Genomic DNA, 14,072 nt, shown 5'->3' with positions numbered 1-14,072 from the left:
GCTTGATCTTGGTTGGGTTCCGGCGCGCGCCGGGGGTCGGCCGCCAACAGTGCACTTTCACATCGAGGAGCAGAGGGACACATGAACGACAACCGGAACGTCACGCGGTCGGCCAAGACTGCCCGCACCATCAAGCAATCCGCCATGACCCGCGCCGTGCGCTCGGTGCTGGCCGCCTCGGCGCTGACTCTGGCGCTGGGCGCCACCAGCGGCACCGCCGCGGCCGCCGCGCACAAGGTGCCGGTCGCACACGCGCTGCAGCTACAGCGCGCCGCGATCGATTTCGCGGCCGTGCAGGATCTGACGTTGATTCCGCAAGGTGCCCAGACCCTCGGCGCGCCGGTGATGTCGCTCGTCACCGGCGACGACAAATCCACCCCGGGCGATCTGACCACGACGGTGAGCGGCATCTACAGCGCATCTTCCGCCGCGGATGACGTCGCCGCCATTTACGCCAATGTCGGCGGCGATGCCGACATCACCCTCGATGCCACGAGTGATTTGACCGGCAAGACATTTGGCGGTGACTACTACGCGGGCGGCCTGGTTGTCGCTGCACCCACCGGCAGCATCACCATCGACAACCAGGGCCATATCGGTGCGTACTCGTATGGCGGCACCGGCAATGCGAATGCTTTTGGCATCTGGGCGATTGGCAGCGATGGCGTTGACGTCACCAACAGCGGTGAAATCATCAGCTACGCGCGCTACGGAAATGCCTACGGCATCTATGCCTACAGCCTCAACGGCGACGTGGGGGTCACCAACAGCGGCACGATCGATTCCGAGAGCTATTATTACGACGCCACCGGCGTCAGTGGCGTCAGCATCAACGGCGACGTGAACGTCGGCAACAGCGGCGACATCACGGTCTACAGCTACAAATACGACGCCACCGGCGTGTATGCCTACAGCGTCAACGGCGACGCGGGGGTCACCAACAGCGGCTTGATCGACGCCAAGAGCTACAAATACGACGCCATCGGCGTCTATGCAGTCAGCCTCGGCGGCGACGTGAATGTCACCAACAGCGGTGACATCTCGGCCTACAGTTACAACAAAAACGCCATCGGCGTACAAGCTTACAGCGTCGGTGACGTGACAGTCACCAACAGCGGCACGATCGACACCTACTCGAAATTCGGCAACACCGCGGGCGTGATCGCACAGTCGGGTGCCGGCGACGTCAGCGTCGTCAACGACGAGCGCATCCGTGCCGAAGCTTGGCTCTATAGCGGCTACGGCATCATCGCCCAGAGCGGCGCCGGCAATGTCAGCGTCACCAACAACGACTATGTGTACGCCTATGGCTTCTCGGGTGCATACGGCATCTTGGCCGCGAGCAACACGGGCAGCGTCAGTGTCACCAACGCCGGCTACATCGGCGCCATTGCGCCGGCGGGCGCTGCCATGGGCATCTATGCGGTCGCTGATGCGGTGACCGTGAACAACTCGGGCGAGATCAACAGCGATGGCGGCGTGGGTGTCGGTATCCTGGCGGCCGGCGCGGACGTGGTGGTCACCACCACAACCACCAGCGATATCACGGCAAACGCGGATGACGTTGCGTTCGGCATCTATGCCATCGGCGATACCGTCGATGTCACCAATGCCGGCACCATCACAACCACGGCCGACACCAACTATTCGCGCGGCATCTTCGGCGATGCCGACACGCTCGTCATCGACAACAGCGGCGACATCGATTCCTACAGCTTCGGCGGCGACGCCACCGCGATCCACGGCTACAGCCTGCTTGATGAGGTGACGATCACCAACTCCGGCGCGCTGAGCGCGGAGACCGGCGGTGCCGGCAGCGCGCTGGGCATTTATGCCTCGGCGGCGACCACGGCGACGGTGGACAACAGCGGCGACATCACCGTCGATTCGCTGGGCGGCGGTCTGGTCGAGGGCATCTTCGCCTACGGCACGGATGTCAGCGTCACCAACTCGGGTGACATCACCGCCACCAGCAACGCCGCCGGCATGTTCGGCGGCGGCATCCAGGTCTACGGCGTGGACAGCGCGGCGATCGACAACAGCGGCGACATCGACGTCAGCGTCAACGGCTTCGGTGGCGAAGCCATCGGCCTGTACGCGGTGGTCAACACCCTCGCCGGCACCGTGGATGTCACCAACAGCGGCGCCATCACCGTGACGGCCGACAACGCCTTCGGCGTCGACACGCTCAATGGTCTGCTTGGCGCTGTCGGCACCGTGAACGTCACCAACTCGGGCGCCATCACCGCGACCGGCTATTACTATTCCTACGGCGTCCGCGCCGCTGGCTACGGCGACGTCACCGTCACCAACACCGCCACCGGCAGCATCGACAGCACGGCCTACTACCAGGGTCTGGGCATTCTGGCGAACTCGGCGGACGGCGATGCCATCGTCACCAACGCCGGCACCATCGACGCCACCAGCACTTACCTTGGCATCGGCGCTTACTACGCGATCGGCATCGACGCCTTTGCCGCGGCGGGCAACGCCACGGTGAGCAACAGCGGCGCGATCACCGCCACCTCGGCCAACAACTACGCGAAGGCCATCTGGGCGCAGGCCGCCGGCGACGTCGCGGTGACCAACAGCGGCACCGTGCTTGCAACGGGGTATTACAGCCACGGCGTGGATGCGTACTCCGTGATGGGCAACGTCACCGTGGGCAACTCCGGCGGCATCACCGCGCACAGCGATGCGGGCCGCGCGTACGGCATCGCGGCCTACGCGGGCGTGGGCGACGTCACCGTGACCAATGCGGCGAGCGGCGACATCCTGGCCGAATCGGGCGGCAAGTATGCGTTCGGCATCTTCGCCAATGCGCCGACGGGGACGACGACCGTCACCAACGCCGGCGACATCACGGCGACGAGCTTCCCGGCATCGACGGCGCCGCTGTACGGCGACAAGGCCTACGGCATCGTGGCGCTGGGCGATACGGTGGTGGTCGACAACAGCGGCACCATCACCGCTGACGGTGGCGCCAAGTACGGCAACGGCATCTTCGCCAGTTCGACCGGCGCCGGCGGCACCACCGTGACCAGCAGCGGCGACATCACGGCGAGCTCCTACTTCGTTTCCTACGGCATCGACGCGCGTTCGGCCGGCGGCGACACCACGGTGAGCAACGGCGGCAACATCGCGGTCTCGGCCTACAACTACGCCTACGGCGTCAACGCCTACTCGGCCGTTGGCGACGTGGTGGTGAACAACAGCGGCGACATCACGGCGACGATGGACGTGCTTGGCACCTTCGCGGCGGCGGTCAAGATGGAAGCCCCGCTGGGCACCAGCACGCTGAACAACGCGGCCGGCGGCACCATCCAGGCGTTCGGTCCGGACGGTCAGGCTTGGGCGGTGTACGGCTCGAACGTGATCAACACCATCAACAACAGCGGCACGATCACCGGCGCGATCAATCTGTTCGACGGCGACGATGCGTTCTACAACAACGCGACCGGCGTGTGGGATGCCAGCGGCACCTACACCAGCGACTTCGGTCTGGGCAATGACTACCTGCGCAACGCGGGCGATGTCATCGTCAGCCAGGCGGCGATCGGCTTCGGCGACGGCGATGACACGTTCCTCACCGTGGCCGGCGGCGAAGTTCACCTGAACACGGGCACGATCGCCATGGGTGCGGGCATCAATGCGTTCGTGAACGGCGGCACGGTGTTCGCCAACGGCCTGTTCAACTACATCGATGCGGGCGTGAACGGCACGGTGACCAACAACGGCACCATCGACATGGTGGACAACCACGTGAACGACGCCCTGACCGTGGGTCCGGTGCTGGGCGGCGTGGGTTCGCTGAACATCGACGTGAACCAGGTGGCGCTGACGGCGGACAGCCTGTACGTGATCGGTGACATGACGGCAAACGCGGTGCAGACGGTGAACGTGAACTTCCCGATGTTCCCGATCACCCAGCACATGACGATCCCGTTTGCGTGGATCACCGGCAACTCGGTGGCGAGCAACTTCGCCCCGGGCACCCTGCTGAACTACAACTACCCGCTGAACTTCATCGACGTGGACCTGACGATCAGCAGCGCGATCGACGCCACCAACACGGTGGATGACGTGTTCTCGATCAATCTGGACGTGAACGGCCTGAACGACACCGGTTCGATCGCGGCGCTGACGGCGCAGGGTGCGGCGAACTTCATGAACGCGCAGGTGGGCACGTTCCGCCAGCGTCTGGGCGTGAACCCGTACGGCGACGCGGGCAAGGTGATGAGCGCGTACGTGCGCTACTACACCGAGACCGGCGACGTGAACCCGGGCCACAACGCGCACAACTTCGGCCAGGGCGGGAACTTCGACTACCGTCAGGCGAGCTGGGGCACCGAGGTGGGCGTGAACGCGAACCTGTGGAGCAACCTGCACGCGGGCGTGGTGCTGGGCAACGCGGACTCGCGCCAGCGTCTGGACAACCCGGGCGTGGGCACCAACCGGATGGACGGCATGACCTTCGGCATGTACCTGACCTGGTATGTGCCCAATGGCTGGTACGTGGACCTGACGGCGCGGAAGATGGCGGCGGACGTGTACTCGACCTCGGTCGGCGGCGTCCTGCAGTCGCGCGTGCACACCAACGCGGTGAGCCTGGAAGGCGGCTACGAGTTCAAGGTGGGCAACATCAACATCGTGCCGCAGATCCAGTACACCTGGACGCAGGTGGATGAGATCGACGCCTACCATGGCCAGTATGCGAATCTGGTGCTGGGCGGCGGTCACTACAACCGCGGTCGGGTGGGCGTGGACTTCAACACGCAGATCGAGAGCGGTGACTTCCGCTGGACGCCGTACGGCTCGCTGAACTGGGTGCACAACTCGCGCGGTGCGAGCGAGTACACCATTGGCGGGGTGTTCCACGGTGACACGTGGGTGAACGGCAGCGCGTTCATGGCCGAGTTTGGCGTGGGCGTGGAGCGCGGCGGGTTCGGCTTCACGATCGGCGGCAACTGGACCGACGGTGGCAGCTACGACAGCGTGCTGGGCGGCCAGGCCTCGTTCCGCTACTCCTGGTAATCGATAGAAGTGTCGGGGCCCGGCGGATGACGCCGGGCCCCGTTGTTCCCAAGCAGTCTGGATTACAAGTGGCCAAAGACAAAAAGCAGAAAGACCCCGGCGTCGAGTCCAGCAAGGACGCGCCGGATTCGGAAACGGGATTGGAAGCGGTGGCGGGTCCGGCGGACGCGCCGCCAGCCGCGGAAGCGGCGGCCGGGCAGCCGGCGCCACAGGGGCAGCAAAAGCCGAAGGACCTGACCCAGTTCAAGGTCGAGCGGAGCTGCTCGCGCAGCCTGGCCGGCTGGCTGGCGCAGAACCGTCTGTCGCTGGCGATCACCTCGTACCAGTCGGGCCGGATCTATCTGGTCGGCTCCGATGCCAAGGGACGCGTCTCGTTCTTCGAGCGCATCTTCGAGCGCGCCATGGGCGTGATCGGCAACGCCCAGCGCATCTATCTGGGCGGTCTGTACCAGCTGTGGCGCTTCGAGAACGTGCTGCGTTCCAACGAGGTCATCCACGGCCAGTACGACAAGTGCTATGTGCCGCGCAACGCGCAGACCATCGGCGATGTCGACATTCACGAGCTGGGCATCCGCAAGAATGGCCGCGTGGTGTTCGTCAACACCAAGTATTCCTGCCTCGCCGAGCTCGACCCCACCCACAGCTTCAAGGCAATCTGGAAGCCGACTTTCATCAGCAAGCTGGCGCCGGAAGACCGCTGCCACCTCAACGGCCTGGCGATGGTCGACGGCGAGCCGAAATACGTGACGGCGGTGTGCAAGAGCGATACCGTCGACGGTTGGCGCGAGCGTCGCAGTGACGGCGGCATCGTCATCGACGTCAGCACCGATGAAATCGTCTGCGAAGGCCTGTCGATGCCGCACTCGCCGCGCTGGCACGACGGCAAGCTGTGGCTGCTCAACGCCGGGACCGGCTACCTGGGCTGGGTCGATTTCGAGAAAAAGGCCTTCGTCCCGCACGCCTTCGTCCCGGGCTTTGCCCGCGGCCTGTCGATCATCGGCAACGTCGCGGCGGTGGGGCTGTCCAAGCCGCGCAACCAGCGTTTCGAAGGCTTGCAGCTGGATGAAGAACTGAAGAAGCGGGATTCGGAACCCTGGTGCGGGGTGCAGATCATTTCCCTGACCAATGGCGACGTGCTGAACTGGATCCGCCTGGATGGCGACATCACCGAGATCTTCGACATCAGCTTCCTGCCCAACGTCAAGAACCCGATGATGATCGGTCTGCGCACCGCCGAAATTCGCGACCTGATCACTTTCGAGTCCAGCCTGCCCGTGGAGGCCCCTGCCGCATGATTCGCATCCTTGCCATGACCGCCATCGTCGGCGGTGCCCTGCTCGCGGCGCCCGCTGCCAGCGCGCAGACCCGCCCGGCGGCCCCGGCACGCCCCGCCAACGCCGCACCGGCGCAGCCGCAGGTCGATGAAGCCACCCGCACTTTCCGCGCCTGGGACAAGAATGGCGATGGCCAGCTGTCCCTGCAGGAATTCCAGCAGGGGTTCCGGCAGACGCAGGAAGCCCTCCAGACGGTCCGCAACCTGCGTCGCCAGTTCACCACCATCGACGCCAATCACAACAGCGCCGTCGATCCGAATGAATACGGCAACCTGCTGCTGATCAAGCAGGCCGGACGCAACGCCCCGCCGCTGTCGCGCTTCGACGCCAATGGCAACGGCAAGCTCGAGTTCAACGAATACCTGAAGCTGGTCGAGGCGCTGGCGCCCAAGGCGCAAGGGCAGACGCCGGCTGCGGGGCAAAATCGCCGGTGAACGCCAATATCGCCACCGTCTGGAAACAGGTGACCCCGGCGCTGGAACAGGAACTGGTCGAGTTCTGGCGCGAGCAGCAGGCCATCCCCAACGAGGACGAAGCGCGCAAGCGCGCGGATCAGGCCATTTGCGTGCTGCGTGACCAAGACGGCGCGCTGGCCGGCGTGGCCACGGCCATCGTGAAGGTGCTGCCGCGCCTGCGCCAGCCCATGTACTACTACCGGATCTACATCGCACGCTCGCAGCGGGGGCGGGAAGCGTTCCTGCCGATGGTGCGGGAATCCAGGCAAATTCTGCAGGACTTCAATCGCGGGCTGGAACGCCCCGAGAGTCTGGGCCTGCTGTTCGAGATCGAAAACGGCAAACTGGGCAAGGCGTATCCGCATGCCTACGAGCCGACCTTCGATGCCACCTTCATCGGTTATTCGCCACGTGGGAAAGGGCTGTACGTTTCCTACTTTGCCGATGCTATGCTGCAAACGCCGGCGCAAATCGCCGTTGCCCCCGGGCACGGCGGTGTGCGCAGGAACACCAACCAGTCACTCCCGGCGCAACAACAGTCGGGCTGATCAACACGGAGAACGCACCATGAAGCTTCAAGCCAGTCTGTTGGGTCTTGCCATTGCCTCCGCCCTTGCCTTTGCTCCGGCCCAGGCCGCCAACGGCAACCGCGCCGATATCGTCAACCGCGCCAATGCGCTCGTCAGCGCGCAGCCAGCCATTCTGCACAGCAATGCCGGCGATCGTTTCGTCGTCCGCGACGTGGTCGTCGACCGCCTTGGCACCGAGCACGTCCGCTATGACCGCACCTGGAACGGCCTGCCGGTGCTCGGCGGCGATTTCATCATGCATTCGCGCAACGGCCAGCTGACCGGCGTCAGCCAGACCCTGCAAAGCGCCGCGCGCCCGAACCTGACCCCGCGCATCAGCGCCGACCAGGCGATCGTCGAAGCCGGCGCGAAGTTCGGCATGCGCTTCAGCGGCGTCCCGACCTCGCGGATGGTGATCTACGCCCGTGGCGCCACCCCGGTGCTTGCGCACGACGTGGTCTACGAAGGGATCAAGCAGGACCAGACCCCGACCCGCATGCACTACATCGTCGATGCCAACAGCGGCAAGATCCTGGATCGCTGGGATGACATCCACACCAACCGCACCGCTTCCACCGGCGCCGCGCGTCCGGGCCCGGGCCGCCAAGGCGGCGGCACCTGCACTTCACCGGCGGCAGCAACCGGGACCGGCGCGTCCCTGTTCCTGGGCAGCGTGACCATCGGCACCACCAACTGCGGCAGCTTCTACCAGATGGTCGACCGCACCCGCGGCAGCTCGGCCGGCTACAACGCCACCCACGACATGAACAACAAGACCGGCAACAGCATGGGTGACGTGTTCACCGATGCCGACAACGCCTGGGGCAGCGGCACGCTCAGCAATCGCGCCACCGTCGCCGTCGATGCCCACTACGGCATCGCCATGACCTGGGACTACTACAAGAACAAGCACAGCCGCAACGGCATCGACGGCATCGGCACCGGCGCGATCAGCCGCGTGCACTACGGCAACAACTACGGCAACGCGTTCTGGAGCGACGGCTGCTACTGCATGACCTTCGGCGATGGCGACAACGGCGCGACCATCTATCCGCTGGTGTCGCTCGACGTGGCCGGCCATGAAATGTCGCACGGTGTCACCAGCCGCACGGCCAACCTCACCTACTCGGGTGAATCGGGCGGCCTGAATGAAGCCACCTCCGACATCTTCGGCACCATGGTCGAGTTCTACGCCAACAACGCGTCCGATCCGGGCGACTACGTGATGGGCGAGGAGCTGTTCCCGAACAACTCCACCATGTCCGAAGCCATCCGCTGGATGTTCAAGCCGAGCCTGGACAGCAAGTACGGTTCCACGTACTCCCCGGACTGCTACAGCGGCTCGCTGGGCAGCCTCGACGTGCACTACAGCTCCGGCGTGGCCAACCACTTCTTCTACCTGCTGGCGGAAGGCGCGGTGGTTCCGGCGGGCTTCGGCGCCGGCACTTGGGCCAACCTGACCCCGTCCTCGTTGGTGTGCAACGGCAACATCGGGCTGACCGGGATCGGCAAGGACAAGGCCGCCGCGATCTGGTATGTGGCCCTGACCACCCAGTTCACCTCCAGCACCAACTATGCGCAGGCACGCACCGGCACGCTGGCCGCTGCGTCCACGCTGTATGGCGCGGGTTCGGCGGAGTACAACGCCGTCAATGCGGCGTGGGCGGCCGTGAACGTGAACGCCGCCCCGGTTGTGCAGCAGCCGTTGCCGCAGCGTCGCCGCTGAGAAACACCCGCCCGCCCCGGCAGCATTCAGGGCGGGATTGGCGGTCAAGCAAACGAACGGCCCGCGCGAGCGGGCCGTTCGTTTGGGAAGCAGGCTTGAGGAGCAGGCTTGGAGCGCGGGCGCCGTCCGGCAACGCGAATTTCCCCAGCGCTGCCTTAAGAGGAATTTAACACCGCGCACAGAAAAATTTGACAACGCGCACAGGTCCATTGAACAATGGCGACGGGAGCGTGTCTCTAGGGGGTTTGCGTTCCGCTGGATTTAGCTGGCCAGGCCGATGCAGGTGTTCTGCCGGTCTTCACGAAGACACAACAATCAGGAGTGGGTGATACAGATGAACGACAACCGGAACGTCACGCGGTCGGCCAAGGCTGCCCGCACCATCAAGCAATCCGCCATGACCCGCGCCGTGCGCTCGGTGCTGGCCGCCTCGGCGCTGACCCTGGCGCTGGGCGCCACCAGCGGCACCGCCGCGGCCGCCGCTCACAAGGTGCCGGTCGCACATGCGCTGCAGCTGCAGCGCGCCGCGATCGATTTTGCGGCCGTGCAGGATCTGTCGTTGGTGCCGCAGGGGCAAGGTCTCGTGGCGACGGTGACGCCGACCGCGATCCCGCCGATCATCCAGCCGGGTGACATCGTGCTCAACAACAGCACGGCGCAGAATGACAGCGGTGCTTGGCCGATCAATATCCTGGTTGTCAGTACGGGTGTTTCCGGCAGCCAGCCGGGTGACGTCACCATTACCAACAGCGGGGATCTCACCGCCAATGCCACCTCGGGCAACGCGTTCAACATCTATGCCAATGCCTATGCCGACCTGAGCATCACCAACAGCGCCGACCTCGTCACCACCAATACCGGCGGCGGCTCGGCCATCGGCATCGTCGGCAAGGCGTACAACGGTTCGATCATGATCGACAACGATGGCGATATCAGTGCCACCGCGGTCAACTGGGCCTACGGCATGTACCTGTACAGCGGCGCCGGTGGTTCGACCGTCGTCAACAACGGCGACATCACGGCAACGTCCAACAACAACTCCGCGACCGGGATTTATTCGGCCAGCCTGGGCGACCAGACCATCACCAACAGCGGCGCGATCGATGCGACTGGGTTGGGCAATGCGCAGGGCATCTTCGGCCTCGGCCTGGGCGATGTGACCATCACCAACACCGGCGCCATCGATTCCTTCGGCTTACTTGGTGTTGCGTATGGCTTGACGGCCACCTCCTTGCTTGGCAACGCCACCGTCACCAACGATGCGGCCATCAGCACCGACGCCGGTGGTGCCTCCATCGGCATCAATGTCTACGCCGATGGCGATGCCACCGTCACCAACAGCGGCGCGATCGACACCTATTCCTTCAATACCTACTCGCGGGGCATCTACGCCTATTCGGTTTCCGCTACCGTCACCATCGACAACAGCGGCGCGATCGATTCCTACAGCTTTGGCGGCAACGCCACCGCGATCCATGGCTACAGCCTGCTTGATGAGGTGACGATCACCAACTCCGGCGCGCTGAGCGCGCAGACCGGCGGTGCCGGCAGCGCGCTGGGCATTTACGCCTCGGCGGCCACCGACGCGACGGTGGACAACAGCGGCGACATCACCGTCGATTCGCTGGGCGGCGGTCTGGTCGAGGGCATCTTCGCCTACGGCACGGATGTCAGCGTCACCAACTCGGGTGACATCACCGCCACCAGCAACGCCGCCGGCATGTTCGGCGGCGGCATCCAGGTCTACGGCGTGGACAGCGCGGCGATCGACAACAGCGGCGACATCGACGTCAGCGTCAACGGCTTCGGTGGCGAAGCCATCGGCCTGTACGCGGTGGTCAACACCCTCGCCGGCACCGTGGATGTCACCAACAGCGGCGCCATCACCGTGACGGCCGACAACGCCTTCGGCGTCGACACGCTCAATGGTCTGCTTGGCGCTGTCGGCACCGTGAACGTCACCAACTCGGGCGCCATCACCGCGACCGGCTATTACTATTCCTACGGCGTCCGCGCCGCTGGCTACGGCGACGTCACCGTCACCAACACCGCCACCGGCAGCATCGACAGCACGGCCTACTACCAGGGTCTGGGCATTCTGGCGAACTCGGCGGACGGCGATGCCATCGTCACCAACGCCGGCACCATCGACGCCACCAGCACTTACCTTGGCATCGGCGCTTACTACGCGATCGGCATCGACGCCTTTGCCGCGGCGGGCAACGCCACGGTGAGCAACAGCGGCGCGATCACCGCCACCTCGGCCAACAACTACGCGAAGGCCATCTGGGCGCAGGCCGCCGGCGACGTCGCGGTGACCAACAGCGGCACCGTGCTTGCAACGGGGTATTACAGCCACGGCGTGGATGCGTACTCCGTGATGGGCAACGTCACCGTGGGCAACTCCGGCGGCATCACCGCGCACAGCGATGCGGGCCGCGCGTACGGCATCGCGGCCTACGCGGGCGTGGGCGACGTCACCGTGACCAATGCGGCGAGCGGCGACATCCTGGCCGAATCGGGCGGCAAGTATGCGTTCGGCATCTTCGCCAATGCGCCGACGGGGACGACGACCGTCACCAACGCCGGCGACATCACGGCGACGAGCTTCCCGGCATCGACGGCGCCGCTGTACGGCGACAAGGCCTACGGCATCGTGGCGCTGGGCGATACGGTGGTGGTCGACAACAGCGGCACCATCACCGCTGACGGTGGCGCCAAGTACGGCAACGGCATCTTCGCCAGTTCGACCGGCGCCGGCGGCACCACCGTGACCAGCAGCGGCGACATCACGGCGAGCTCCTACTTCGTTTCCTACGGCATCGACGCGCGTTCGGCCGGCGGCGACACCACGGTGAGCAACGGCGGCAACATCGCGGTCTCGGCCTACAACTACGCCTACGGCGTCAACGCCTACTCGGCCGTTGGCGACGTGGTGGTGAACAACAGCGGCGACATCACGGCGACGATGGACGTGCTTGGCACCTTCGCGGCGGCGGTCAAGATGGAAGCCCCGCTGGGCACCAGCACGCTGAACAACGCGGCCGGCGGCACCATCCAGGCGTTCGGTCCGGACGGTCAGGCTTGGGCGGTGTACGGCTCGAACGTGATCAACACCATCAACAACAGCGGCACGATCACCGGCGCGATCAATCTGTTCGACGGCGACGATGCGTTCTACAACAACGCGACCGGCGTGTGGGATGCCAGCGGCACCTACACCAGCGACTTCGGTCTGGGCAATGACTACCTGCGCAACGCGGGCGATGTCATCGTCAGCCAGGCGGCGATCGGCTTCGGCGACGGCGATGACACGTTCCTCACCGTGGCCGGCGGCGAAGTTCACCTGAACACGGGCACGATCGCCATGGGTGCGGGCATCAATGCGTTCGTGAACGGCGGCACGGTGTTCGCCAACGGCCTGTTCAACTACATCGATGCGGGCGTGAACGGCACGGTGACCAACAACGGCACCATCGACATGGTGGACAACCACGTGAACGACGCCCTGACCGTGGGTCCGGTGCTGGGCGGCGTGGGTTCGCTGAACATCGACGTGAACCAGGTGGCGCTGACGGCGGACAGCCTGTACGTGATCGGTGACATGACGGCAAACGCGGTGCAGACGGTGAACGTGAACTTCCCGATGTTCCCGATCACCCAGCACATGACGATCCCGTTTGCGTGGATCACCGGCAACTCGGTGGCGAGCAACTTCGCCCCGGGCACCCTGCTGAACTACAACTACCCGCTGAACTTCATCGACGTGGACCTGACGATCAGCAGCGCGATCGACGCCACCAACACGGTGGATGACGTGTTCTCGATCAATCTGGACGTGAACGGCCTGAACGACACCGGTTCGATCGCGGCGCTGACGGCGCAGGGTGCGGCGAACTTCATGAACGCGCAGGTGGGCACGTTCCGCCAGCGTCTGGGCGTGAACCCGTACGGCGACGCGGGCAAGGTGATGAGCGCGTACGTGCGCTACTACACCGAGACCGGCGACGTGAACCCGGGCCACAACGCGCACAACTTCGGCCAGGGCGGGAACTTCGACTACCGTCAGGCGAGCTGGGGCACCGAGGTGGGCGTGAACGCGAACCTGTGGAGCAACCTGCACGCGGGCGTGGTGCTGGGCAACGCGGACTCGCGCCAGCGTCTGGACAACCCGGGCGTGGGCACCAACCGGATGGACGGCATGACCTTCGGCATGTACCTGACCTGGTATGTGCCCAATGGCTGGTACGTGGACCTGACGGCGCGGAAGATGGCGGCGGACGTGTACTCGACCTCGGTCGGCGGCGTCCTGCAGTCGCGCGTGCACACCAACGCGGTGAGCCTGGAAGGCGGCTACGAGTTCAAGGTGGGCAACATCAACATCGTGCCGCAGATCCAGTACACCTGGACGCAGGTGGATGAGATCGACGCCTACCATGGCCAGTATGCGAATCTGGTGCTGGGCGGCGGTCACTACAACCGCGGTCGGGTGGGCGTGGACTTCAACACGCAGATCGAGAGCGGTGACTTCCGCTGGACGCCGTACGGCTCGCTGAACTGGGTGCACAACTCGCGCGGTGCGAGCGAGTACACCATTGGCGGGGTGTTCCACGGTGACACGTGGGTGAACGGCAGCGCGTTCATGGCCGAGTTTGGCGTGGGCGTGGAGCGCGGCGGGTTCGGCTTCACGATCGGCGGCAACTGGACCGACGGTGGCAGCTACGACAGCGTGCTGGGCGGCCAGGCCTCGTTCCGCTACTCCTGGTAATCCAACCGTTCCATCGCAATGCAGAAAGGCCCGGCACTGCCGGGCCTTTTTGTTGGCTTGGCTTCAGGCTCGCGCCGTAGATGCGTCCGTGCGACGGCAGAAATAAAAACCCCACGGCCTGGGGAAGACCGTGGGGCTGGGGGGGGAAGGCAGGTTGGGGAGGGCCTGTTCCTTCCAGTCGATCAC

General features: G+C 65.1%; 6 protein-coding genes. All 6 read left to right on the top strand.

Annotated elements, in window-relative coordinates:
• Nucleotides 1-81: 81 nt before the first annotated feature.
• The 6 genes from M9902_RS07225 (at nt 82) to M9902_RS07200 (ending at nt 13,886) form a co-directional block, all read left to right on the top strand.
• Entirely contained in the window at nt 82-5,034 is a 4,953-nt protein-coding gene (locus M9902_RS07225; protein WP_297221863.1) for a hypothetical protein, read from the top strand.
• A 68-nt stretch (nt 5,035-5,102) separates the two neighbouring features.
• Nucleotides 5,103-6,329 (top strand): TIGR03032 family protein, encoded by a 1,227-nt coding sequence (locus M9902_RS07220; RefSeq protein ID WP_297221861.1) that lies wholly within the window; start codon nt 5,103-5,105, stop codon nt 6,327-6,329.
• Nucleotides 6,326-6,802: a hypothetical protein gene (locus M9902_RS07215; protein ID WP_297221859.1), complete on the top strand. Its 477-nt coding sequence runs from the start codon at nt 6,326-6,328 to the stop codon at nt 6,800-6,802. Before M9902_RS07220 ends, M9902_RS07215 begins: the two co-directional genes overlap by 4 nt.
• Nucleotides 6,799-7,371 (top strand): hypothetical protein, encoded by a 573-nt coding sequence (locus M9902_RS07210; RefSeq protein ID WP_297221857.1) that lies wholly within the window; start codon nt 6,799-6,801, stop codon nt 7,369-7,371. The genes M9902_RS07215 and M9902_RS07210 overlap by 4 nt, the downstream gene beginning before the upstream one ends.
• 19 nt (nt 7,372-7,390) lie before the next feature.
• Nucleotides 7,391-9,118: a M4 family metallopeptidase gene (locus tag M9902_RS07205; RefSeq protein WP_297170346.1), complete on the top strand. Its 1,728-nt coding sequence runs from the start codon at nt 7,391-7,393 to the stop codon at nt 9,116-9,118.
• A 334-nt stretch (nt 9,119-9,452) separates the two neighbouring features.
• Nucleotides 9,453-13,886 (top strand): hypothetical protein, encoded by a 4,434-nt coding sequence (locus M9902_RS07200; RefSeq protein WP_297221855.1) that lies wholly within the window; start codon nt 9,453-9,455, stop codon nt 13,884-13,886.
• The last annotated feature ends 186 nt before the right edge of the window (nt 13,887-14,072 follow it).

The organism is Thermomonas sp. (assembly GCF_023953935.1).
Classification (GTDB): domain Bacteria; phylum Pseudomonadota; class Gammaproteobacteria; order Xanthomonadales; family Xanthomonadaceae; genus Thermomonas.
The sequence above is the reverse complement of the archived record's forward strand: the minus strand, read 5'-3'. Positions and strand labels throughout refer to the sequence as shown.